This is a genomic window from Nostoc sp. (assembly GCF_036917435.1).
Classification (GTDB): Bacteria; Cyanobacteriota; Cyanobacteriia; order Cyanobacteriales; family Nostocaceae; genus Nostoc.
Genome location: NZ_JBALDM010000047.1, coordinates 135,762 through 161,625, shown reverse-complemented (window position 1 = coordinate 161,625; position 25,864 = coordinate 135,762). Strand labels below are relative to the sequence as shown.

Annotated in this window: 19 protein-coding genes; 7 read left to right on the top strand and 12 right to left on the bottom strand. The window is 39.5% G+C overall.

Annotation, left to right across the window (positions count from 1 at the left end; genetic code table 11):
* Nucleotides 1-60 precede the first annotated feature (60 nt).
* Complete coding sequence (locus V7K98_RS23720) at nt 61-1,149, top strand: T3SS effector HopA1 family protein (RefSeq protein ID WP_335026303.1); 1,089 nt, start codon at nt 61-63, stop codon at nt 1,147-1,149.
* 451 nt (nt 1,150-1,600) lie between these two features.
* Here V7K98_RS23720 and xth read toward each other — a convergent pair whose 3' ends face one another.
* Nucleotides 1,601-2,383: an exodeoxyribonuclease III gene (xth, locus tag V7K98_RS23715; protein ID WP_335026301.1), complete on the bottom strand. Its 783-nt coding sequence runs from the start codon at nt 2,381-2,383 to the stop codon at nt 1,601-1,603.
* A 455-nt stretch (nt 2,384-2,838) separates the two neighbouring features.
* On the opposite strand from xth, the gene V7K98_RS23710 reads away from it, so the two are divergent.
* The 3 genes from V7K98_RS23710 (at nt 2,839) to V7K98_RS23700 (ending at nt 5,403) form a co-directional block, all read left to right on the top strand.
* Entirely contained in the window at nt 2,839-3,909 is a 1,071-nt protein-coding gene (locus V7K98_RS23710) for a glycosyltransferase family 4 protein (protein ID WP_335026299.1), read from the top strand.
* Nucleotides 3,910-3,966: 57 nt separating this feature from the next.
* Nucleotides 3,967-4,152: a hypothetical protein gene (locus tag V7K98_RS23705; RefSeq protein WP_335026297.1), complete on the top strand. Its 186-nt coding sequence runs from the start codon at nt 3,967-3,969 to the stop codon at nt 4,150-4,152.
* Nucleotides 4,153-4,380: 228 nt separating this feature from the next.
* The gene (locus V7K98_RS23700; RefSeq protein WP_335026295.1) at nt 4,381-5,403 is read left to right on the top strand and encodes a zinc-dependent alcohol dehydrogenase; all 1,023 of its coding nucleotides are present in this window, start codon (nt 4,381-4,383) and stop codon (nt 5,401-5,403) included.
* A gap of 12 nt (nt 5,404-5,415) precedes the next feature.
* On the opposite strand, the gene V7K98_RS23695 is transcribed toward V7K98_RS23700, so the two are convergent.
* Nucleotides 5,416-6,189 (bottom strand): glycosyltransferase family 2 protein, encoded by a 774-nt coding sequence (locus tag V7K98_RS23695; protein ID WP_335026293.1) that lies wholly within the window; start codon nt 6,187-6,189, stop codon nt 5,416-5,418.
* 494 nt (nt 6,190-6,683) lie between these two features.
* Nucleotides 6,684-8,303 (bottom strand): ArnT family glycosyltransferase, encoded by a 1,620-nt coding sequence (locus V7K98_RS23690; RefSeq protein WP_335026290.1) that lies wholly within the window; start codon nt 8,301-8,303, stop codon nt 6,684-6,686.
* A 588-nt stretch (nt 8,304-8,891) separates the two neighbouring features.
* Here V7K98_RS23690 and V7K98_RS23685 point away from each other — a divergent pair.
* Nucleotides 8,892-10,061, top strand: coding sequence for a hypothetical protein (locus tag V7K98_RS23685; RefSeq protein ID WP_335026286.1), 1,170 nt, complete (start codon nt 8,892-8,894; stop codon nt 10,059-10,061).
* A 400-nt stretch (nt 10,062-10,461) separates the two neighbouring features.
* Here V7K98_RS23685 and V7K98_RS23680 read toward each other — a convergent pair whose 3' ends face one another.
* From V7K98_RS23680 to V7K98_RS23655, 6 genes are all read right to left on the bottom strand, one after another.
* The gene (locus tag V7K98_RS23680; RefSeq protein WP_335026284.1) at nt 10,462-11,778 is read right to left on the bottom strand and encodes a recombinase family protein; all 1,317 of its coding nucleotides are present in this window, start codon (nt 11,776-11,778) and stop codon (nt 10,462-10,464) included.
* Between the two features lie 89 nt (nt 11,779-11,867).
* Nucleotides 11,868-12,227 (bottom strand): VOC family protein, encoded by a 360-nt coding sequence (locus V7K98_RS23675; RefSeq protein ID WP_335026282.1) that lies wholly within the window; start codon nt 12,225-12,227, stop codon nt 11,868-11,870.
* 123 nt (nt 12,228-12,350) lie between these two features.
* Entirely contained in the window at nt 12,351-12,980 is a 630-nt protein-coding gene (locus V7K98_RS23670; RefSeq protein ID WP_335026280.1) for a Uma2 family endonuclease, read from the bottom strand.
* 83 nt (nt 12,981-13,063) lie between these two features.
* Nucleotides 13,064-14,761: a tetratricopeptide repeat protein gene (locus V7K98_RS23665; RefSeq protein ID WP_335026278.1), complete on the bottom strand. Its 1,698-nt coding sequence runs from the start codon at nt 14,759-14,761 to the stop codon at nt 13,064-13,066.
* Nucleotides 14,712-16,055 carry a P-loop NTPase fold protein gene (locus V7K98_RS23660; RefSeq protein ID WP_335026276.1) on the bottom strand — a complete coding sequence of 448 codons (1,344 nt, stop codon included), beginning with the start codon at nt 16,053-16,055 and terminating at the stop codon, nt 14,712-14,714. The genes V7K98_RS23665 and V7K98_RS23660 overlap by 50 nt, the downstream gene beginning before the upstream one ends.
* A gap of 266 nt (nt 16,056-16,321) precedes the next feature.
* Nucleotides 16,322-17,497: a homospermidine biosynthesis protein gene (locus tag V7K98_RS23655; RefSeq protein WP_335026274.1), complete on the bottom strand. Its 1,176-nt coding sequence runs from the start codon at nt 17,495-17,497 to the stop codon at nt 16,322-16,324.
* Between the two features lie 610 nt (nt 17,498-18,107).
* On the opposite strand from V7K98_RS23655, the gene V7K98_RS23650 reads away from it, so the two are divergent.
* Both V7K98_RS23650 and V7K98_RS23645 read left to right on the top strand, forming a co-directional pair.
* The gene (locus V7K98_RS23650; RefSeq protein ID WP_335026272.1) at nt 18,108-18,992 is read left to right on the top strand and encodes a ParA family protein; all 885 of its coding nucleotides are present in this window, start codon (nt 18,108-18,110) and stop codon (nt 18,990-18,992) included.
* Nucleotides 18,993-19,254: 262 nt separating this feature from the next.
* A complete protein-coding gene (locus V7K98_RS23645) occupies nt 19,255-22,638 on the top strand; it encodes an EAL domain-containing protein (RefSeq protein ID WP_335026270.1) in 3,384 nt (1,127 codons plus the stop codon).
* A 74-nt stretch (nt 22,639-22,712) separates the two neighbouring features.
* Here the strand turns inward: V7K98_RS23645 and V7K98_RS23640 are convergent, their stop codons facing one another.
* From V7K98_RS23640 to V7K98_RS23630, 3 genes are all read right to left on the bottom strand, one after another.
* Nucleotides 22,713-23,867 (bottom strand): histidine decarboxylase, encoded by a 1,155-nt coding sequence (locus V7K98_RS23640; RefSeq protein ID WP_335026268.1) that lies wholly within the window; start codon nt 23,865-23,867, stop codon nt 22,713-22,715.
* Nucleotides 23,868-24,118: 251 nt separating this feature from the next.
* Nucleotides 24,119-24,991, bottom strand: coding sequence for an SDR family oxidoreductase (locus V7K98_RS23635; protein ID WP_335026266.1), 873 nt, complete (start codon nt 24,989-24,991; stop codon nt 24,119-24,121).
* Nucleotides 24,992-25,047: 56 nt separating this feature from the next.
* Entirely contained in the window at nt 25,048-25,791 is a 744-nt protein-coding gene (locus V7K98_RS23630; protein WP_335026264.1) for a tetratricopeptide repeat protein, read from the bottom strand.
* Nucleotides 25,792-25,864: the final 73 nt, after the last annotated feature.

Sequence of the window (25,864 nt, the reverse complement as noted above, 5' to 3'; positions counted from 1 at the left end):
ACAATTCTGAATTCTGACTCCTGAATTCTGTTTTTTAAAGTTTGAATTCTAAATGGATTAATGCTAAATTACTCTATCAATCAACCACTAACTTCTCTATTTGACATTGCTAAAAATATTCAGATTGAGTCAAATTTTTGTATTTATCATCCCAATTATCAACCCTTTGCTCTACCAACAAAAGTAGCAGATAGATTTCAGCAAAATTCTGTAGACTTACAACAGAAATATCTCAGCTTATTGCTGCGAAACTTTCTTTATGGGATTTATTACAATGGCTCTCTACAAAGTACTTTAGTAGTCAATAGTGATAGTAATAATTACCCGCCAAAGCAGAATTTAGCAGATAATTCCATCTTAGAAATTGATTGGAACTTTTACGAGCATCTACACGCCAGTAATCACGGCATAGGTTACTTTGACCCTCGATGGGAGGTTCTGCGTAAAGAACCTGATGGTACTATGGCGGTGACTAAAGGCGGTTTAACACTTTATGTTGAGCCAGATTGCCATCTAAAATCCAGCAAGAAATCTACCAAAGTGGGTGATATGGTGGCAATCTGGATGCCCAAAAATCGATTGCAAAATGGCTGTTACTTGGCAGTTAGTAATGTTGGACAGGAACAGCAGAGTAATCCTGATGCTAATTTAGGAGCAGGGCGAATTTACTTTAACTTTACGCCATCTGGTGCGATCGCTCTCATGGAAAGTCTGACTCTGCAATTGAACGCTGCGTCAATTCCCTTTAGCTTTCAAGTTCTTCACAATCCCTGTGCATACGGACGCTATGATTCGGGGCTACTCTACTTTGAACTCCCCGACTATCCAGCAATTCGCACAATCCTTCAGTCTGTTTATATAGAAAATCAATCCCATTTCCAGCCCGAAATTCCCTTATTTACCAAATTTTTAGCCCCAGGTTTAGGTTTAGCCGAGGAACCAACCCAAAAGTTTGCTGCACAAGAAAGTTTTGGGATGAACCGTTGCCAAATTGTCGCTAATGCTTTGTTGGAAGCTTGGCAAAAAGGCAAGAATGCAATGGAGGAACGGATGAGAGTTATTGACCAACACTTTGAACGACATCTAATAGATTTACAGCGTCCTTATCTCAATCCGAGTTCAGAGGATATATATAAGCCGTTAAATTGATTTATTGATTGATGGGAATTGGGAATTGGGAATTGGGCATGGGGCATGGGGCATCGTTAAGAGGTTTAATGTACATTCTTACTTAAAAATTCAGCATTAAGGTTAATTTAATATCCACTATTTTAGATATTTTTCAGTAGTATTACTAATTAACAAAAATGACTCCATTTTAATAGACATCTCCGAAAAAGATTTAGAAACCTTAAATTCACGCGCAGACCTAACCCCCCTACCCCCCTTCCCTTCAAGGGAAGGGGGAATTAAAGCCTCTTGACCCTTGTCTGACGACAGGCTAACGCCAACGGGGAGAGGTTTGGAGACGGGTCGGATTAATTTTCGGAGATGTCTAATCTTTTACGAATGGGATTAGGAGATTAGTGAACAGAGGAGAAGTTGCAACAAGTTTTTCCCCTCTGCCCAATGCCCAATGCCCCATGCCCCATGCCCAAATTTAAAATTCCACAATTACCGGCGTATGGTCGCTCGGTTGGGTTAATTTTCTGGGTGCGGCATCAATGACGCAACTTGTAGCACGCTCATACAGCACGGATGTGAGATAGTGATGGTCAATGCGCCAACCTAAGTTGCGACGGAAGGCGGCGGCGCGATAATCCCACCAGCTATAATTTCCGCCTTCTGTGGTGAATTTGCGGAAGGCATCGGCAAATCCTAGTTCCAGAATCTCGCGTAAGGCTTGGCGCTCGGTTTCTGTTGCCATAATGTGATTTTCTGTACTCACTTGCTCGTGAATATCTTTATCTTCTAGGGCGATGTTGAAGTCACCGCACACACAAATTGCAGGTTCTGACAGCACGAGCAATCGCAAATACTCATGTAGCGCTGCTAACCAGCGTAGTTTGTATTCATATTTTTCAGTTCCTACTGCTGCACCATTGGGAACATATAAGTTAACAATCCTAATACCATCAATTACACCTGTAATCAGCCGCTTTTGCTCGTCCCATTCGTGGTGTAAATCTGGCAAAATCGCCCTAAAACCACTATTTACGTTTAAAAGTGGCTGGCGGCTAATCAGGGCTACGCCGTTATAAGATTTTTGTCCTGATATATAAAGGTTATAGCCCAACTGCTCAAAAGGCGATCGCGGAAACTCGGCATCCGCAACCTTGGTTTCTTGCAAGCAGAGAACATCAACAGGATTCAGGGTTAACCAATCAGTAACCTGTTCGAGACGAGTGCGAATTGAGTTGACGTTCCAAGTAGCGATTTTCATTAGTTATCAGAATTTTTTGTAAATTAATAATTACAAATTATGTAATTATTGTAGAATTGCTTAATATTTATAATTTCCTTTACATTTGGCAATTACCTTTAAACAAACCTCTAATCATTTGATCCCATTGAATATTTTAGTATTATCAGCTACAAAATATTCAATTTTGTAAGTTCCGATACAAAACATTTTACTTCATTATGATCCCCAAGACAGATGCAACAAGTAATTGATTTGCTATAGGTTAGAAGTCTAGCTCTGAGTTGACATTTGCCGATAGCTGTTTAGATTTGTCGGTAGAAAATTTGCGGGATGGTTAACCTTTCTTTAGCTTTTAGTAGCCTTTTAGGTTAATTTAAATGTCAAAAGAGCAAGTAGAAATGCTTTGTTCTCATAGAATAATGATGCACCTCTTTATCTTGAGGACAATTTCATAGACTGAACCAAAAAAACTTATGAAAATCGCTCAAGTTGCCCCCTTATGGGAAAGAGTTCCACCTCCTACTTATGGAGGAATAGAACTGGTAGTGAGTCGCTTGACTGATGAACTTGTTCGTCGTGGTCATGAGGTGACATTATTTGCCTCTGGCGATTCTCAAACTTTAGCTCATTTAGAAGCAGTTTATCCGCGTGCATTACGCTTAGACCCAAATGTTAAAGAGTATGCCGTGTACGAAATGCTAGAACTGAGCCAAGTTTACCAGCGTGCTAAAGAATTCGATCTCATCCATTCTCATGTAGGAATTTCGGCACTAACTTTAGCGAGTTTCATAACAGCAACTTCTACAGTGCATACTCTGCACAATAATTTTACAAACGATACCCGTCACGCATTTAGCTACTACCAAAAGCAACCTTACGTCAGCATTAGTAACTCGCAGCGTGAAATCGATCTAAATTATGTTGGCACGGTTTATAACGGAATTGAGCTAGCAGATTATGCATTCGTAGCCAAACCGTCAGAACCTGGATATTTGGCATATTTAGGTCGTTTTTCACCAGAGAAAGGGCCACACCATGCGATCGCTATTGCCAAGCAGAGTGGTTGGCGTTTGAAGATGGCAGGAAAGGTTGATGTGGGAGACTCTGAGTTTTTTGAACAAGAGATTGCCCCCCACATTGATGGTCAGCAGATTGAACATCTAGGTGAAATTAACCACGCCGAAAAAGCTGAACTTCTGGGGAATGCAGCCATAACTCTTTTCCCCATTAATTGGCAAGAACCTTTTGGGTTAGTAATGATTGAATCAATGGCAACTGGTACACCAGTTATTGCCATGAATTTTGGCTCAGTACCAGAAGTGATTGCCCACGGTAAAACAGGTTTTATCTGTAAAAGCTATGCAGAAATGGCGACAATGATTCCACTCGCTTTGGAACTCGATCGTCAAACCTGTCGAAAATATGTAGAAAACAACTTTAGCGTTAGCCAAATGGTTAACGGATATGAAGCTGTTTACAGACAAATTATTCAAGACCGCATAGAATCGAATGGTCGCATTCATGCTACCAAAATCAATTTTTAATCAACTGATTTTTTTGCTGAATTTAAAACAACAAATTTTTTTAAGGAGGACATTGGTATGAGTACGAGAGCCAACACTTGCCCATGTTGCGGTGGTTCCCTCCTGCGTCATGCCCGTCATGGTGAACTATATTGGTTTTGCCTGTCGTGCCGACAAGAAGTGCCACTGTTAACTGCTACTCGCTTGCCTAATGTGGATACCCGGAACACCGTAGTGCTTCCCCAGCCAGTGGTAAATACCTAGTTTTTGCAATTTGTTTAAGTAAGTTCGCAAGGGCTGTCATTTGTCATTGGTCATTGGTCATTAGTAAGGGCTTTAAGCCTGTTTCCGTTTCGTAATGTAATTTGGTTTATTTCTACCAAGTTACCTAGATTAATAAAATTTGACTAAAAATCAAGACTGATTTGTTGATAGCTATCAATTAGCTCAAACTGGTAAAATCGGATGGAGCTAATTGATAGGTTTTAAATTTTGTTAGCAGCGTTACTTTATGGGCAAGAAGATTTACGCTTAGAAAAAGTTGCTGACCCCACTCCGGCAGCTGGTGAAGTTGTAATTCAAGTAGGGGCGGCAACAACTTGCGGTACAGATTTGAAAGTCTGGCGGCGTGGTGGTCATGCCAAAATGCTGATACCACCAACGCTGTTTGGTCATGAAGGTGCTGGGCGAATTGTTGCCTTGGGTGCAGGGGTTACAAATTGGCAAGTGGGCGATCGCATCGTCGCTAATAATTCCGCCCCATGCATGAAGTGCTTTTTTTGTCAACGTCAAGAGTATTCATTATGTCCAAATCTGACCTGGAATAATGGGACTTTTGCGGAATATCTGAAAATTCCCGCACCGATAGTACAACATAATTTATTGCATATACCCGATGAGTTGCCGTGGGAATTAGCGGCCATGACGGAACCCTTAGCTTGTGTGTTGCATGGTATAGCCCGTTCTAATATTAAGCCCAAAGATCGAGTAGTCGTCTTAGGAGATGGGGCGATCGGGCTAATGTTTGTGGCGGCGTTGAGTGAGAAAGCTGAGGTGTTGCTGTGGGGAGGTAATCACCATCGGCTAGAAATTGGTCAGAAATTGGGTGCAGCCCAGACCTTTAATTATCATCAAATCTCGGATATTCCTAGTATGGTGAAAGAACTCACTCAAGGATGGGGCGCAGATATAGTTATTGAAGCGACAGGTGTACCAAGTGTTTGGGAAACTGCGATCGCCTGCGCCCGTCCTGGTGCAACAGTTAACTTATTCGGTGGATGTCCACGGCATACCAGTATTACTCTCAATACAGAACAGCTACACTACAGCGAACTGACCATTAAAGGCGTGTTTCATAATACACCTGAGTATGTGCGGGAGGCATTGGCACTGATCGCTAGTCGCAAAATTCCCTTTGAGTTACTTATTAGTGAACAGCGGCCATTAAAAGATTTAGAACAGGTGTTTGCTGAAATGAAGGCACGACAGGTAATTAAGGTAGCAATGATTCCTTAATTTTTTGCAGAATCATGCTTTTTCTTTTAATTGTTCGGCTTCAATCAAGCAATTTGCAAGAAGAATTTCTGCTAATACACGCTGAAATGCATAGTACCAACCATACCAGCCATCGAGAATTCCACCTTTGAGAATCAGGCAGTAGAAAAGGATAATCAAAGGAGCAAGAAGTTTTTGTTTGCGGATGCGATCGCCCCAGCTTAGTTCGCTCATCGGAGTATTTAATAACTTCTTGACTTCAAGCACCATGTAGCGCTCCTGTGCCCATAGCCAACGGCTAAAAGGTTTGCGATCGTCGTGATAAATATAGCCAGATAACATTGCTGATTTACCTTTAACTTCTAAGAGTTCGGTATGACCATCATCAATATAAATAGATTTATTTCTTTTAAAGAGAATCTGTCGAGGAGGGAGTATAGTACCTTTCAGAGGTTTACCAAAAACACAATATTTGAACCTAGCAAAATAACCATCTATCGTTGAATCTTGAGTTAGTTCATTTATCTCTTCAGTCAGTTTCTCTGAAACAATATAATCTGCGTCTAGAGATAGTACCCACTCAGAGTTAATCAGAGATAAACCGTAATTCCACTGTGTAGCATGAGTATCAAATTTTCTTTGAAATAATTTAACTTGAGGATAGGATTTGATGATTTCTAGAGTTTCATCAGAACTATAGCTGTCAATAATAACAATCTGATTTGGCCAAGTTAGTTTGTCTAGTGTTCGCTTAATATTAGGTGCTTCATTGTAGGTTAAAATTAGTGGGGTTATTTTATCTAGCATAAATAAAATACAAATGAATAAAGTTCAGTTAAAGCTATGCAGTGCTTGAAACAATAAACACAGGAGGATTTGTTATTGTTCCAGTAGCGAATAGAACTAAGAAAAGCCGAAATGTTTGTGGTTTAAGCAGTTTGCAATTGCTTTCGGAATTCGTCCTGGGGTTTTGTAATTAAGCTTTATTATTTCATGTTAAGATTTACAGCATTATGACAAAATTATAACATTGGAACTCCCTAAGAGTTTCAAAGAGATTTTGCATAAGTCAAACGGTAAAAGTTTCTGAACAGCTTGCCCAGCATAGAGAAACTTATCTCGCCAGCAAAACTCCGAAATTACCTATTTCATTATTTCTTCAAACTAAATCGCAGGTTTTTTACACTTTTTGGAAAAAGGCGATCGCCACAGGATTATCATTACATTTTGGGCAACGATCTGATTTTTTCTCACAATGGGACAAGGGGACAAGGAAAATAACCATGCCCAATGCCCCAGATTTATAATCTATTAGTTTCTTTTGTAACTAACTTCCAGCCTTCAGCTTGGTCAATTAACTTCATTGAATCTAGTTGGAGATTCTTGAAAGCAGATGCATGAAGCAGAAAGTAGGGTTGCCCGTTGTAGTGCCAATAATACTCCAGTTCGCCAACAGAAGCGGGAATGATGGTGCGATCGCTATAATAATCCAACGAGGGACGATGGTAAGGAAAAGATGTGTAAATCTTCCTCGTAGCTGGATTTGCCCGCGCAATCATAGCGGCGACTGGTTTCACTGGATAGGCTTCAGATAATTCCCAAACCCAGTAGTTAGATTTCATTAACAGCAGCAGCGAAAGATAACTTCCCCAAAATAAAATCTTCAGAAATTGCCCGTCGCCTCTTTCTGCCAAAATAGCTGCTAAGGTCATAGTTAAAGCGACTGCGGCAAAAATCAGTTGTAAGTCTGTTTGTGATGTTGTACCCCAACTGAAATAAATGCTACCAGCAGAAGCGACTACTGCAAGTATTGCTAAACCAGCAACCCAAGCGCGGGGATAGGATGAGAGTAAAGGCGAATTTTCTGTATCTGATAATTGGATACCAAAAGCTAAAGCTAAACTAGGGTAAATCGGGAATAGATACCAAGGCACTTTGGCAATCATGAAAGAAATTACCAAGAGGTAAACACCACTCCACGCCATTACTAGTTTTGCCCAGCTAAGATTACGATTTTCCCAGGTTAAGCGGACAGTTTGTGGTAAGAATAATAACCACGGCCATGTGTACTTGAGAAGTTCAACAACATAGTACCAAGGTGGTTCAGGATTACCCTCTACAAATGAGCCAATTCGACCTAGTGATGGGTTTACAAGCCCAACTTGGGCGAAAGTGTAACCATAGTGAATTAGTTGGGCGCTATACCAAGCAGCTACAGGCAGAATGCCAATGAAGATTGCTAACCACAGATAGTAACAACTGAGCAATCGTGGTGTATCCCAAAAGAGAAATACGATCGCGATCGCACCTAGCAATGCGCCGAGTAGTCCTTGAGTTAGACAAATCAACCCAAAACTGACACCAACACCAAGACAATAACGTAAATCTCGGCGCGATCGCAGCACGCACAACATCATCACCATCAAAAAGCTTACCATTGCTCCATCCAACATTGCCAGCCGCCCATGACGCACCACAGGTAGCATTGTTAGATAAATCAAGGCGCTATAAATAGCAGCCCAACGTTGGCGAAATATCTCTCTAGCAATGCAATACAGTAAAGGGACAGATGTCGCTGTTAAAATTGCTCCAGGTAGGCGCGTTGTCAACTCATTTTCGCCTCCTAGAGAATAAGCCCAAGCAATGAGCAAATGCATCAAAGGTGGCTTGTTATGATATGGTTCACCTCCTAGCGTTGGGAAAAGCCAACGCATTGAACCTGCCGGAGCGTGCCAAATTTCACGAGCAACCTGTGCTACAGTCCCTTCATCCCAATCTCGCAGGGGCAATCCTCCCAGATTGATGCTAAACAGTAACACTGCTGCCAACAGCAATACTATTAGCCATACCCAATCAATCCATCTGCCAACCGTGCGATTTTGTTTTTCTAGATGACTCCAAACAAAGCTTCCTTCTTGCATATTCTATGGTAATCATTTTACTTGCTGGTTTGATTACATAGAGACCGGAGCGAATCTCCAATGTTGCCATCCAGTAGCAACGTATATTATTAACAATTGCTAATTTCCAAGATTAACTCAACTTTATCTAATTAGCCCTATTTTTTGAAAAATTTATCTTAGCTATTTAAAGAACATATAAGTCAATAAATGATAAAAATAATACAATCAAGAAATTATTTATTACCTGCTACTTAATCCGTAGATTAACTTGTACTTTATTTTATTCGGATGCTGAATTTAATTTTTATCCACTTAGCTATCAGTTAAATAACTCAAAAAATAACAAATTAATTGCTGTGTTTTTTCAATGTCACACTCAACACTTAAAAATTTTAAACATAACTTTTGGAAGTGTTTATTTCTATCCTAAATTATTCGTAAATAATCAGATTCCCGACTTCTTTAAGAAGTCGGGAATCTGGACACTACTAAAAGTTTTGGCATTTTAAATTTAATTAAGCAATTATTCAATTAAAACATCTGTGTTATACAATCTTGTAAAAGGAATTTTTACAAAAATCACTAAAGAATGATTGGAGCCTATCAATGAACTTACCTGTTGTTGTGGATATTGCAGTTGGCTTAGTTTTTATTTACTTAATTTTGAGCTTGCTAGCTTCTGAAATACAGGAATTGCTTGCCACATTATTACAATGGAGAGCTAAACATTTAAGAACTTCAATTGAATTACTTTTATCAGGTGGTAGTGAAAGTGATAGATCGGATATTATTAATGCAATAGACTTGGTACAGAAACTTTATAACGATCCTTTGATTAATACATTAAATCACCAAGCCAAGGGGAAACTAGAAAAGCATCTCCGGGAAATTACTAAAAACCCTGATAAACGAGTACTTTATAAACAAAGCGGCCCTTCTTATCTTCCTTCTGAAACATTTGCAATTACTTTATTAGATACCTTAAAAATTCCCCAGCTAATTAATCATGTTAAACATCCTAGTGAAGAAGCAAAAACCAACTTGCACATGATATTAGCATCTTATAGAGAACTTAAAAAAGGTATTAACGATCCAACGAGTCCAAGTTACACAAAAATTCAAGAAATTTATGGAGATATTGACCAGAAATTTATAGATTTTGTTAATAATGAGTTACCGGATGAAGTCCCTGATACTTTACTCAAAAGCCTTGCTGTGATTGCTGAACGTAGCAGGATAAAGATTAGCGATCTCACAGAAGAAATGAATCAATTTAAAAATGAAGTTGAAACATGGTTCGATCGCTCGATGGATCGAGCAAGCGGTGTTTATAAGCGCAATGCCAAAGGAGTTGCTATTTTAATTGGAATATCAGTTGCTTTCTTAACCAATACTGATACATTCCATCTGGTTAAAAGACTATCAGAGGATTCGGTTATCCGCTCCACTATTGCTCAAAGTGCAAGTCAACGAATCGATTATATCAATGATGAAACAGCCAGAAAGGGCATTGATAAACTATTAGGAAATGCTTCTATACCCATTGGATGGCAAAATATTAATCAACAGTTTGAGTTATTAGATACTACGAAATCGAATAGAGTTTACATCAGAATTTCACAGGTTTTTAAATTAATTTGCGGTTGGATAGTGAGTGGTTTTGCTATTGCTATGGGTGCGCCTTTTTGGTTTGATATCCTCAATAAAATTATCAATGTGCGGAATGCAGGGCCAAAACCTGTTGCGTATACGAAGGATCAACCATCTCAGAAATAGTCAACCCCTAGACAAAACCCACCTTCAATGGTTAAGGCAGTTTTCATATATTTGAACCACATCTTTCGTAAGGGCACAGCAGTGCTGTGCCCCTACCGTGTGGTGTATTTACCTGAAAATAGCTGTAAGGCAAGAGACGCGATAAATCGCCGTCTTTACAAGAATCAGTCCTTCGTAGATACGGCGATTTATATATGATTAGCACTAGCCCTTTCAAGGTGACTTGTAAAATCTCTTTTTTTTCTCTGCGTCCTCTGTGTCTCTGCGGTTGAAAAGTAATTTATCTAACCACGGAGTCGCAGAGAACACAGAGAAAAGAGCGGAAATAGGAATTTATTGACCAAAATTTTTACCCACCTTGAAAGGGCTAGTCCTAATGATTTATAAACGTCCCTTTAATTTAAAAAATAAAAATAACTTGGAGTTTTAATTCTTTATCCTCAACAGTAATCTCAATTTTTCTGATAAATTCTCGAAAGTAAAATCGGCGCTCTGTTTCCGACAAATCTAACCAAAATTGTGGTATAGAAACAGCTTGAGCAACAGAACGCAAGTTAACTGGGGGAAGCGTCGCCAACTTTGCTTCGAGTGCAGAAATTTCTGTGCGGAGTTTGTAAGCCCTTAACTTTGCTGTTTCAACATCTAAAATTCCAGTTTCAATTAAAGGGGGTAACTGAGCGAGTATTTCTTGCTGACGAGCGATCGCTTGTCCTAAACTATTCTTGACTGCATCCAATTGCGGAAAATTCATCCCCGCTACAGCTAAGGGTAAGTCACGGCAAACAGTTTCGATTGTATGTTCCAACACCTCTTGGTAGGAAATAGCCTTACACTTAGGGCGTTGAGGACAGCTAGTAGAACGTAAATAAAGATACTCCTTATCTTGGTTGCGTTGGGTGACACGAGTAACTGTCAGATGTGACTGACACTCAGCACAGACAACTAACCCAGCTAAAGAACGCCTAGCACTAGCAGTTCGGGATGGTAAACGGCTGTTACGGCGTAAAAGTCGGTCAATTTGGGCTGCTTCTTCTTTAGAAATTATCGGAATGTGGGTATTAGAGATAATTTCACCATTTTGGTAAGCTGTATTGCCGCGATAAACTGGATTAGTTAGCCAGCGTCTTCCAGTAGTTACAGAGATTTTTTTGCTGTATTTTTTTGCCAAGTAACGAACTGAACCGCGCAGGGAACCATAGAGTAAAAAGTGTTCAAAAAAATCTTTGACTACTGGTGAAGTACTGCGATCGATAGTATATTTTCCCTTACCTCTGCGATAGCCGTAGGGAACTTTGCCGGGTGGCGGTGCAACCTCAAGCCGATTACGGGCGTGTCCTTGACGGATGCGACGGCTGCGTTGTTGACGTTGAATTGCATTGAGCAAATTTAGCAAATCAGCACCGAGAGGGTAATTCTCGGAAGTGTAGGGTTGTTCAGTGGCGATTATCGCTACTCCCATAGCTTCGAGTTCATGCAAGCGATCGCTAATTTCTTCCACAGTATCCCCTAATTCTTCCAACCGCCGAATCAAAAGATAATCTGCTGGTTCAGTTTCGCAATCGGTAAATAATTCTTGTAATTGCGTTCGCGCAGTGTGTCCAAAAGACTCTAGCTTGCCCAAATCTTCATAAACCCGATCCACCTCCCATCCCCAATCAGCTTGATCGGGAGCAGATTCTAATAGCGGATTGGTATAAGAGTAAGCAATTATTTTCATTTGTCATTTGTCATTTGTCATTTGTCATTTGTTATTTGTCATTTGTCATTTGTCATTGGCTATGGTTATTCTCTTTGTCCCTAATCCTCTCACTGCTGACTCAACTCAATAATATTTCCATCAGGATCTTGAGTAAACAGAGCAGGGCGACCAGAAGCGCTGGGTTGAATGAGATAATTGTGATTGAGCAACTCTTGTTTAGCAGTATCCAAGTTAGCGACTGAGAAAGCGACGTGGGGGTTGCGTCCCCATTTTTCGTTAGGATTTTCGGTGGGGACAGTAGGTGCAACGATCAGGTGAATTTGATAGTTACCGACTTGATACCATGCACCAGCGTATTTTAGGGAACGATCTATTTTAGATAGTCCCAATACTTTGCCATAAAAGTGTTCAGAGCGTTCTAAATCAGTGACGAGGATTGCTGTATGGAGACTTTGGATAATTTGCATTGTCGGTAAGTGCGATCGCGTTTAGTTAAATTTTGACCTAGTTTGAACCCTTACGCCGACTGAGGAAGCAGGGAATAATAATAATAACCAATGTCCAATGCCCAATGCCCAATTCCCAATTCCCTATACAGAGTATCCACCAGCTTGAAAAATCTGTTCGGCTGTTAAATCTAACTCTGGGAAAGTAGGCGAGACGATACGTTCATCGCCTCTAAATTGAGTAACTTGGTATTCACCGTCAACTAATTGGTAAACAGATATAGTGGGTTCTTTAGGATTACCGATAAACTTTTTACCACCAAAAGCTAAATAATCAACAATCCAATATTCTTTTATCCCTATCTCTTCATATTCACCTAGCTTTTTATGATAATCATCCCGCCAGTTAGTACTAACAACTTCAATCACTAAAGGGATAGAATCGGCAAGTTTAACCGTGGAATATTTCTGCCAAAGTGGTTCTAATTTTAAAGCAGGACGGTTGAGTAATAGCAAGTCTGGAGAATAGTAAGAATAGCAAGACTGGCTACTAGCAGATTGGACTAATGCTGTTTTTGGAATTGAATAAGGTAGACCATTACGAACATATTCAACAGCAATTTTTTCAACCAAAAATCCAACAATATCCTCATTATCTCCTACTGGTTGTGCCATTTCAACAATCACGCCATCATGTAATTCGTATCTTCCGACTTCGGGCCGCCACGCTGCAAAATCTTCAAAGGTTACTAATTTTTGTATGGCTTGAGTCATAAATTGTTACCTTGGCAACTACTTGACCTATACGGCAATCTTATCTTATGAGCATATAAATATAACTATTTAACATCACTCCATCACTCTGGTAATCTTTCTAACGCCTCCCGTGCGATCGCCCCCCAATATTCATCCTTATACTCAACATATATCTCCAACGCTGTCTGCAAATTAACCCTCGCCTCTGCATAGTTTTCTTCTGCTTCTGCAAGCGTTCCTAAACACTGGTAGGTACTAGCTTGGGAATAGCGATCGCCAAATTCGATGAAGATAGCCAAAGCTTGTTGGTAATTGCGCCGCGCCTCCTCAAATTCACGCAATTCTTGGGCAACTATTCCTAACTGGTGGTAAGTGCTAGCAGAAGAATAGCGATCGCCATATTCGATTTTGATAGCCAAAGCTTGTTGGTAATTGCGCCGCGCCTCCTCAAATTCACGCAAATTTTGGGCAACTATTCCCAAATTGTGGTAGGTGCTAGCTTGATTATAGCGATCGCCAAATTCGATTTTGATAGCCAAAGCTTGTTGGTAATTGCGCCGCGCCTCCTCAAATTCACGTAAATCTTGGGCAACTATTCCCAAATTGTGGTAAGTGCCAGCAGAAGAATAGCGATGGCCAAATTCGATGTCGATTGCCAAAGCTTGTTGGTAATTACGTCGCGCCTCCTCAAATTCCCGCAAATCTTGGGCAACCATTCCCAACTGGTGGTAGGTGCTAGCAGAAGAATAGCGATCGCCTATTTGTTGCTCAATTTCTAAACACTGTTGATAGAAAGTTGTCGCCCGTGTAAATTGTCTCAACTCTAGATAAGCATTCCCCAGTTTAAATAAAGCAGCAGTTTCGCCGCGATGATTCTGAAGTTGCTGTGAAATACTTAAAGATTTTTGATAATAAGCGATCGCTGTATCAAATTGCCTTTGCTGCCGATAAGAATCTCCTAATGTGTTGAGGACTTCGGCATAGAAATTAGAATCTGTAAACTCATGAGCTATTTTTTCGGCTTCTTCTAAATATTCTCTAGCTTTTATAGGTTCTTTCTTACTCAGATAAGCAACTCCTAGCTGATGCAAAATATTACTACAGTTGCGGAGGTTTTCTCCTACCGCCTGATGTCCAGTAGGTTTATATTCCATTAATAGGCGGTGTAATAAATCGATCCGCTCTTGCTTTTCTGGAGGTTCTAATCTGTCTATAATTCTCTCAGTATTTTGAGCCTCATTAATTGCATTATCTTTAGTAATTTGAGGTGTTTGAAACCTAAACATCCCCGATTGCCAAGCCCAAAAATCAGGAGCAAATTTGGCTAACCGAGTCAGGGCATAATCTGGTAAAATAAACAAAATCGGATAAGGAACAGTTCTTTTATAAGCATCTCGGACGAAATTGAGGTCTTGTAAAACTGGCGGGTAGTCTCCATAAACGCCAATAGACTTTTCTAAACCTTCTACAATCAAGACTAATTTTTTGTGAGATTCTATCTCAATAGTTGGTAATATTTTGATAATTTCATCCCTGAGAAATCGCAAATTTTCATCAGAAAAATTCAGAGTCACAAACTGAATATCCCGACACTCAGGATTTGTCTTTAGCGCCTCTACTAATATTTCTACATCTGGGTGAAAATTAATTTCTACAAAACCAATGGTAAATTTTTCTGCAAAGTCTACAAAGGTTATTAATTCAGCAAATATATCTTGATTAAGCGCGATAAATGCCCCTATCTCTAAACTAAGGTTGCGCTGCAAGTGCCGATTTGATGGCTTTCTGGAAGAATTCATTTTGTTTCACCACTGGATTGGGGTAATTCCACCGTTTATTGCCGTTGTATTCCAAAACTGAAGTGTTAAACAGCATCAACTGACCGATATCATCTTTGCTGACATTTTTGGTTATACAAACTTGGGCTAAAAACGCATAATGTTCTTCAGGAATAAACCTTTCAAAATTAAATTGCTGTTGTTTCACAGCATAGATAATATCTTCGGCAATAATTTTAGGATGTTTGCGAGTGCTAGCAGTTAAGCAAGCAGTCTGTATCATCTGCATTAATTGGCGGACATGTCCTCCACTGGCTTTTGCTAAATCTAGCAATTCCTGGCGAGATTCAAATATAGCATCAATATCTACCCGCTTTTCAATGAGGCTAGCAACTGCTTCTAGTCCCGTTTGATTGTAGTTTAAATCACAGCGATCGCGTTCCAATTCATAAATATTCACCATTGGCACAATATGAGGATTCCCATCAAACTGATTGAGTGGGTTTTTAGGCGAACAAAGTACAGAAATTGGCACTGTATAAATTATGGTGCAATCTAGTTCTTGTAATTGAGGTGCATAATCAAAAAATAAATGTTCTGCAATCGTTGGTGGTACACGATCCATATTGTCAAAAATAATCAATAAACCCTTATATTGAGGGAATTTTTTTCGGAGTTTAACGTAAGCATCTCCCAATAAAAGGTTAATATCTGCCTTCAGACGTGATAAATCTTTTTCTAAAGTTTGGCGAATAGTAGTTTTTTGTTTATCAGATCCTTTAATTTGTGCCAGTAATTTGACCATCAATTTCGCAATAAATGGAGCTTCTGGTTTGAGAGTCGCTTCTCCCTGAATACTCACAGATTTTTCCACAGTTTCTTCGGTTTCTTTGGTAATATCTTTAAACCAAGATTCAAAGTTTTCCAAAAGTTGAGTATCAAATTTTAAACCTAACTTACGCAACTCAAATTCTACTTGTTTGATGACGATTAAATATAAGTCTGTATAACGAGCATCATTAATATCGGTTTCTTCGTTAACTTCTAAATAAATTACGTGGTATTGTTTTTCCCATTGCTTCTGAATGCGTTTTAACTCCGTACTTTTGCCACAGCCGCGATGTCCAGTAAACAAAATTGTGCGGAAATCTGTGGGTTCTTGAAAGTCTAAAATTTGACTAACTTCTTCAATTGCTGAAGTTTTGCGGACTGCTGATAAATCAACATAGTAGCGCTCCATTTCTTCACCCTCTAGCGGTTCAACATTACAAACTTGAAATGCAGCTTTGAGAGTATTCGCACGCTGGTGATTCATTGGATTTTGACTAAGTTTATAAATACGACTTTATCAACATTAAATTTTAGGCGATCGCAGTGCGATTTTACATCCGATCAAAGTTTACTTTTTGAAGCAGCAAGCCAATGCAATATTTTATACCTTTATTAAGGTAGTGCTTTTCATAAACATCTTACTCTCATTCCCTTGCAAAGAAGGGATTGGGAATTGGGTATTGGGTATTGGTTATTTATTAATTCTTCTCCCCACTCCCCACTCCCCACTCCCCACTCCCCACTCCCCACCTAATGAGGATTAGGAATCAGCCGACCACAAGGATAAGTCGCTGTTTGCTGTGAAGCACTATCACCCACTGCTGCCGGAATCCGATCTGATGGTTGGTTTTTGGCTGCTAGATAGTCTTTTTGGAGTTTATCGAAAATAGCTTCTCGCTTGTCGTACACCCGCTTCAGGGCACGAGGCTGGCACTTATTCAAGACGTATGCTGTTACCAATGGTAGAGCGATCGTGCTATCGGTATAACAAACAATTGTGTTAGGCAACTCTTCCGGGTCAATTTTACCCCAACTAACAGCTTCCGATGGGGTTGCTCCAGACAAACCGCCTGTATCTGGACGTGCATCGGTAAACTGGATAAAGTAATCGTGTCCTCGTTCTTCTAGCCCTAATACTTCGTGAAGTTGCGGTTGAGTTTGGAGTAAAAAGTTCTTAGGACTACCGCCACCAATAATTACCGCCGCACTTTTACCACCTGACTCACGGGCATTGTATGCGATCGCAGCCGTTTCATTTACGTCAATTGATGGATCTATCACCAACTGCGAACCTTCCAAAGCCAAAGCCGCCACATTCATCCCAATAGAGCTATCTCCTGGAGAAGACGTATATATAGGCACGCCATACTCATAAGCTGTAGCCAGCAAGCAGGAATGTTGCACACCCAACTGCTTTTCTACTTCCCGAACATACTTACCCAGTAAATGGTGAAACTCAGCAGTTCCCATCCGCTTCTGAAACGCTTCCCCTTGTAAAATCTTGCGAATGAAGGCATCAGTTTCTAGTAGCACATCGTAACCAAAGATGATGTCATAAATACGAATAGTTCCTTCCTGGCGCAGCTTCACATCATCCAAAAACGGATTACCAGCAAAAAGTTCAAAACCCAAACCATAGTGCATATCGTGGTAAAGATTTGCACCAGTGCTAATCATCCAGTCAATAAAGCCATTACGAATTAAGGGTGCAAGCGCTGAAACCCCAAATCCTGCTGGTGTCATCGCACCAGAAAGACTAACTCCCACCGTGACACCTTCCGTCAGCACATCACGACTCAGAAGTTGGCAGATTTCCCGCAACCGGGCTGAGTTGTAAGCAGTGAAGTATTGATCGATCAAATCCACTACATTGATATCATTTGATATAGGTGTAGGTGCAATTTTTTGACCCAGTTGTTTAGACATTTTGGCACTCCCGAACAGAAAACACGCCGCCGAATCTAATGTTATCTAGCTTTCAACCAAAGTGACAGCAATTTAACTAGTACAGCACAGAGGTAAATCTACTTATAGCGTTTCCAAACGAGACAAGGTGCATCATAGCCCCCTCCCCGCTTGCGCTAGGTGTACACACAAGTCATCGAATTACCCAAACCAAAACAAAAACCTCACCCTGCCCTAATCTTTAATCCCTCTCCTTACTAAGGAGAGGCACAGCTTTTACATAGTAAAACCAGGGTGAGGTTTCTTAGGTACACCGGTTGGGCGTGGGGTTCTTGCACTTCACAAGGGCTGAGAATCGCTAGATTATCGCAGTACTACAGCTAAAATTCAATCGTGTTACCTAACTCAACGCCTACAATTGACACAATCTCGCCTTTTGAGTTTCTCAAAATATTAAATTTAATGGAAGATTTAATAAATCCAGGACTTAAGCAAAAAATAGCCCAAACCTTGATTTTTCAGTATGGGCAATTCATGAATTGCCCATACTGCGCGTAATTTTGCGTAAGTCCTAAAATCGAGAGCGGTGTACGCTACCTAGATGTGAATGCGTCAACAAAGGACTTAACCAATGGGATATGTAATTGCTACTGCAAATATGAAAGGTGGCGTTGGTAAAACCACCCTCACCGTCAACTTAGCTACCTGTTTAGCTAAAAATCATGGCAAGCGGGTGCTTGTCCTTGATTTAGACAGCCAAATTAGCGCCACACTTAGTTTGATGTCGCCTTTAGATTTTGCCAAACGTCGTAAACAAAGTAAGACATTTAGGTATCTGATTGATGAAGTGATCAATCCAGACCCACAAGCAAAACTGACAATTAAAGATATAATTCAATCCCCGGTTTGCAATCTTCCCGGACTGGATTTATTACCGGGAGACATCGATTTATATGATGAATTTGTTGTTTCAGAAATGCTACATAAACAGGCAACTGCATTAGGTGAACAGGACTTTGAAATGATTTGGAATCGCTTTGAAAGAGTGCTGATAAATAACATTTTAAAACCAGTTCGTCAAGAATATGATTTTATCCTTCTCGATTGTGCCCCTGGATATAATTTATTGACTCGTAGCGCTTTAGCTGCCAGCGATTTCTACATCCTTCCTGCGAAACCAGAACCCTTATCTGTAGTGGGTATTCAACTACTAGAAAGACGCATTGCCCAATTAAAAGACAGTCATGGGCATGAAAGCAAAATAGATATAAAAATGCTGGGAATTATATTCAGCATGTCCAGCGCTAACCTTCTGACTGGCAGATACTATAAACAAGTAATGCATCGTGTTGTGGAAGATTTTGGAGTAGAGAAAATTTGTAAAGTACAAATACCAGTTGATGTCAATGTTGCGAAGGCTGTTGATAGTTTTATGCCAGCCGTTTTAAATGCTCCCCAATCAGCTGGTTCAAAAGCATTTTTTCAGTTAACTCAAGAGTTGTTGCAAAAGCTCTAAAAACCTAACCATAATCCCTTTTTTATTAGCGTTGGAGAGGAAAATAATCAGGCGTAATATAGCAATGCTAAATTATTCGTGAAAGAATAGATCCCTGACAAGCTTTATAAAGTCGGGGATCTAGACAGCACGAATTTTCATAAATTAGATAAGATTGCTATAAGTAAGTTCTCTTTTTCATAAGTTCAGCAGTTATACGGAAGCTATATATAGCGAGATTCGGCTATTGAGTGAAAAGGCCAGTAAATCTCACTAAGAAAAAATGCTTACTAATAATTCTATACAGGTAGAGAAAAATCAGAACTCGGTAATAAGCCTACCACGGACACTGAGTTATGTCGAAACCTGGGGCTTTGGCTTAACAGGCCATGTGGGATGGATTGGTACTGCCCCCATTATCCATGCTGCGTTAGGGCCGAAAGCGATACTAGTTTGGTTGGTTGGCACGGTCATTTCTATTTTGCTGAACTTGCAGGTACAAAGTCTAGGTAGAAATTGGCCAGATGTGGCTGGAGGAACACCAAATTATACGACAAGGTTATTAGAAAATTTTCCTGTCTTCGGGCGTTACGTATCATTGGGATACTTTTTTAGCTGGGCAGCAGCACCAGCATTGTATGCAATTATTCTCACAGACCTAATTAAAGTCAATTTTGAAACATTAGGTATTTCTTGCCCAGAAACTTTATTAAAACTTCTATTTACAGCGATTCCTTTTATTTTAGCGTTCAGTGGGACTCGTGCTTTAGCGCTCCTGCATTTATTTTTTGTATTTCCAGCGATTTTATTGCTGCTATTGTTTTCTATTCAAGGCGTTTTATGGTTAGTCTTCTCAAATACTAGCTTTCAATTTATTCCAGCTAGCACAGATAGCTTGACCTTTGAAGAATGGGCAAAGTGGTTTTTTCTGGCTAGCTATTCAATTTATGCTTGCGAAACCACTTCTTCTTTTGTTGCTGATAGCCACCATCCGTATAAAACCTTAAAGTTCTTAACCGTAGCTGCTTGGTTAATTCCTCCAGTCTTTTTAGGTGGTTCTTGGGTATTAATGTGTTCGGCTCACAATCCAACAATAGGTGAAGATGTATTCTTAAATCTGGTAGAGGCTTCTAAACCTTTTTGGGGTGAATCTGCTTTTTTTCTAGTAACACTTTTGATTACTGTATCTTGCCTTCTAAGTTCGGCGACGGCAGTTTCTAACTCTCCCCGGATATTATTTCAACTTGCCGTAGATAGACAGATTGCTCCCATATTTGCATTAGTTTCTCGTCAAGGTGTCCTTGGCCCTGCTATCTCTATTACCTTTCTAATCAGTTTGCTGTGTCTAAATTTTGGAAATGTATCTCAACTTGTGACAGTAGCAGGTACTTGTTATCTGATGTCCATTATGGGATTACATCTGGGACTATGGCTATGTCGAGGAAAACCCTATATTTTATGGCCTTGGTTGTCACTTGGTTTTTTCTTTGTAGAAGCAGTAGTTCTAATAGTAGGAGGTTTCGCTTGGAATTGGAGAGATTTTTTAGTGGGATTGTTGTTACCCATTTTTCTGATGATCGGAGATTTATGGCTACGTCGCTTAAGATTTGCGCCATTACATTTAGAATGGTGGACACAGCGTTACTACACTTGGTCTAGTAGAAACAATTCAGACTTTCTAATACTACAGGTAATGGTACTAGTATCATTAATCTGTATTACTGCTACAAGCAGTTGGGTTATCCGCGATTTATTAGGCAGAGTTGGGGATAATCCTCAAAACTCTTTACTAGCTATTCTGTTAGTGACGCTTTCTTTGATTGGGGTAGCCATCGCTTGCTGGACAACTTTACCACAAATTGTTGCTATTGATGAGGCTCGCAAACAAGCAAAGAACCTATTTATTACTACTCTTGATACTGTTCCAGATACAGTTTTAGTCTTAGATGAAAACGGTAAAATTTGTCAGACAAATACCGCAGCTGAAGAATTATTTCAAACAACTATTCAGCAGTTAATTGGGCAAAACTTGAATCAACTCTTAATATCCTATCGCGGCAAACCAAAGCAATGGTCTATCAGGACTGAACAAACCTTAAAAATAAACCAAGGTCTAAGAATTGTTGAATCGACTATTTCACAGCCATTTAATTCTCAGCTACGAGAGTATGTTGTGATTATCCGTGACATTACTAAGCGGAAGTTACTAGAAGAAGAGTTAATGCAATATCGTTATCAGCTTGAGCAACTGGTTATAGAACGCACAGTTGAACTTATTAGAGTGAATAAACAACTAGAACAAGATATTATGAAGCGTCAACAAGCACAAGAGCAATTACTGCACAATAGTCTTCATGACGGGCTAACCGGATTACCTAATCAAAGATTATTTATGGAGCGAGTCCAGCAGGCAATAGAGTACAATAAAGAGCAAAATAATTATTTATTTGCCGTACTATTCTTAGACCTAGACCGTTTTAAAGTTGTTAATGATAGCTTAGGACATCTACTAGGAAATCAACTTTTGATTGCAATTTCTCATCGGCTAAAATCAGTTCTGCGAGGTGGAGATATTGTTGCTCGTTTTGGTGGAGACGAGTTCACCATCTTAATTGAAGAAGTTGAGGATATTAACATTGCCATACAGGTAGCCGAGCGGATTAAAAAAGTGCTAGCTTTGCCCTTTCAATTAAATGAGCATCTGGTCTTTACTAACGCTAGTATTGGCATCGCTTTAAGTAAACCAGATTATGAGCAAGCAGCGCAGATTCTCCGCGATGCTGATGTCGCAATGTACCGGGCCAAATCACTTGGTAAGGCACGTTATGAGGTCTTTGACCAAAAGATGCACGAGGGTGCATCTTTGCTCTTAGAATTAGAAACTGCTCTGCGAAATGCGCTGCTCAAGCAAGAGGAATTTCGCCTTGATTACCAACCAATTATTTCATTGATAACTGGTAAAATGATTGGGTTTGAGGCTCTAATCCGTTGGTATCATCCAGAACGAGGTCTTATTTCCCCTCAAGATTTTATTCCCCTAGCGGAAGAAACTGGAATGATTGTTAATATAGGGCAATGGGTGCTTTCTGAAGCCTGTCAGCAAATGCACAGATGGCATCAACAATTTCCTAGTTCACGACCTTTGACAATTAGCGTAAATTTTTCTGGGAAACAAATTACGCAACCCGATGTGTTTAAGCAAGTTAAACATATTTTGCAGGAAACTGGGTTGGAACCATGCAGTTTGAAGTTAGAAATTACGGAAACCTTGTTGATGGATAATTTTGAATTAGCTACAACTGTGCTTTCTCAGTTAACAGAGTTAAATGTTGAGATGCACATGGATGATTTTGGAACTGGTTATTCATCCTTGAGTTATTTACACCGCCTACCAATCCAAACCCTTAAGATTGACCGCTCTTTTGTAACTAATATAGGTAGTCGAGGAGAAAATTTGGAAATTGTTAGAGCGATTGTGACATTAGCTCATAATTTAAACATGTCTGTAACAGCAGAAGGGATAGAAACTGTAGAACAATTAGCACAGTTGAAGGCGTTACAATGTGATTATGGGCAAGGATATTTTTTCTTACCACCTATGGGAAGTGCAGAAGTAGAAATGCTACTTGCTGCTAACGTGTGTTACAAAAACTTTTTAAAGATATAAATTGATTGCCATCAAATTTTGTTTGGAAAAATATCTTGTAAAGTTGAGCATTTATTTCCAATTGAGAGTCTAGATTAGTGTTGTAGTACTCGCTGTAGTTGCAATTCTTCTGCATTATCAACTAGCCCTTCTTCTAACAATAGTTCATTAATAAAAATATCGATTTTATTACGATCGATATTCTGCATAACAATAATGTGCGCCCAATTTTCAAAAACTGCTAATTGCCACTTTTTAATTAACCTTTGAGAAGGTTTTTGAAACACGACGGTATTGGAAAAGTTATTTAACATGCATGGATATTCTCTAATTTGAAGCTGTTGAAAAAGATATTGGGCATTATGAATACAGGTCTTTGCCTCTTTAGCTAATCCCTCATAACCTCTTGTTTTTATTGCATACCAGAGGATTAGGGGAGTATGACCATTTCTAGATCCTAGAATAGTTGTATCTTTTGAACCAATATATTCAATTTCTATTTCAACTTTTTCTACCCATTTTTTCTTAGTTAAAACTACACCACAAGGTAAGGGAGAACCAATGAATTTAGCAGAAATAGCTACACTATCTATGGGTTTTTTAAAGTTAACTTGTGGAGCCCCATCTAAAAACGGTAACATTAATCCTGAAAGTGCAGCATCACAATGAATATAGTAATCTTTAATCTGATTGCGTTCTAAAATTTCTAGAACTTTGTCTAAGTTATCAATTGCACCTTTGACAGTAGTCCCAATATTTAAATTGATGATGGCTGGATAACTACTATTTTTGCTTAGGAGTTGTTCAAAATGGTGATAATCCATTTCTCCATTAATTTGCGAATTAACAACATTATGTTGAATGCGGAATAATTTTGCAGCTTTGGGAATTGAGTAATGAGAGTCTTGTGATGAGTAAAGAATCCCATTAGGGTAGATTTCTCTTGCTAAGAATATCCCATATAAATTACCTTCAGTTCCACCAGCAGTAACATAACCCCAAAACTGATTTTCTGGAATCTTATAGAGGTGAGCAAAAAAAGATAATACTTCTTGCTCAAACTTACGAGAATGGAGACCAAAATCTGGCTCTATATATGGATCTCCAGCATTATTTAATAGATGATTGAAAAATTTGCCGAGGGGAGTATAATCACAATTTAAATTATATGGATAGCCGGCATGAAACTGCGATCGCTGTTCTATTTGCAGCAAAAAATCTGCCAATTCTTTAGCAACTTTACTTGACATATCTTTGTATCTCTTAAACTTTGATTGAGTTAATGGATGTTTTAATCGACAACTTACGTATTAATGCATACCTTTATGCTTTCTTGATAATCTCGTAATGTGGCTCTACAAATGAAGAGAATACGGTGCAAATACTGATAATGCTTCAGTAATAACACTCATTTTTTTGCTCAGAGGTATATTACCCTTAGAACTTACTTACCGTACTAAATAGGTATACAGCACTTCCCGAAATTATGAGGTACACTTTCTTAACTATTAATTAATTCCTGTAATTCTTTGCGTAAAGATAAAGGCTGATACCCCAATGCAAAAGCTTTGGAACTATCCAAAGAAACATCTGCCGGTCTAGGTGCTGCCATTTTTACATCTTCTTGTCGGCAGGATTTAAGACCGGTGGCGGGGAGTTGAAATACCTCAACTAATATTTGTCCAAAATCATAACGCGAAATCCGCTCTTTGCCACCTAAGTGAATGATGCCGTTAACTTTTTCCAATGCTAATAAAAGTCCTTTGGCGGCAGTTGTTCCACTTATTGGGGTACGAAATTCATCTATAAATAAATTTAGTTCTTTTTCTGCTTTTAAAGTTTCAATAAATGGTTGAATAAAGCTTTTTGCTGTCGGCGTGGCTGCACCAAACATCAATGGCATCCGACACACTGCGGTCATGGGATACCTTTCTAGCATATCTGCTTCTGCGATCGCTTTTTGCTCGCCGTAAAGGTTGACAGGACACACCGCATCGGCTTCTCGATAGGGTGCATTCAAGCCATCAAAAACCAAGTCGGTTGAGGTAAAAGCACAAGGAATCGAGTTATCCGCGCAAAGTCCGGCAATATTCCCGGATGCTGTGACGTTAATTGCGTGGGATTCTTCGGGGTGGGTTTGACAAAAATTTGGTTGTGATTGTGCAGCAGTATGAATCACTGCTGTTGGTTTGACATCACTAAATATGCGTTGCAATTCCTGAAAATTTGTTAAGTTCGCTTTTAGCATTTTTATGCCAGGAATTTCAAGAGAATGGGATAAATAAGTGCCATAAATCTCCCATTCTTGTTTTGCAAGTTGGCAAATATGCCATCCTAAAAAACCACTTGCTCCGGTGATTAACAATTTTTTCATGTGTAAATCATTGCTACAGCAAGCTTATATTCTACCTGAGTGGTGGTGACAAAATCCTATTGCAGTAATTCCTGAAACTGCTTTTGACTACGCACTTTGCTAAAATCTGGGTCAGTTTTTGCTAATTTTTTGTATTTATCAGGAACCAGCTTGATTGCTTTGTCTAGATTCTCAATTGCTAATTCGAGATTGCTTTGTAATGCATAAGAGCAAGCTTTGTTGTAATATACTTGGTGCAAATCTTGCTTGATGGCGATCGCTCTATCGTAAGATGCAATAGCGTCTTGGTAGCGGTGTAGCTTAGTCAGAGCAATGCCTTGGTTAATTAAGGCTTCATATTTGTCGGGTTTGATAGCGATCGCTTTGTCGTAAGATGCAATAGCTTCTTGGTAGCGCTGTAACGATGTCAAAGCTATGCCACGATTATACCAAGCTTCATATTTGTCGGGTTGGATAGCGATCGCTTTCTCATAAGATGCCAGAGCATCTCTGTAACGTTGCAACGATGTCAAGGCTATGCCACGGTTAATCCAAGCTTCAGGACTTTCAGCTTTGATGGCGATCGCTTGATCGTAAGCTTTTATTGCATCTTCATAACGTTGTCCATCTAATAAATTATTACCTTGATGAAAAAAATCTTCTGCTTTTTGGGTAGTCTTCGCTTCTATGAAAAGCTGGGTTACATTCCTTTCTTGGACAACTTGTGTAGTATTTTCTATTGATGAGTTTTCCCCACCACTACAACCAAATGCGAAGAAAGCTATCAAGCCAGATGCAACGAAGCAGCGCTGAAAAACCATGCTGTACCTACAAAACTTATAAGATGATATTAAAATTTGTTCGTTTTTTGAGTATTATCAAAATACACTAGTT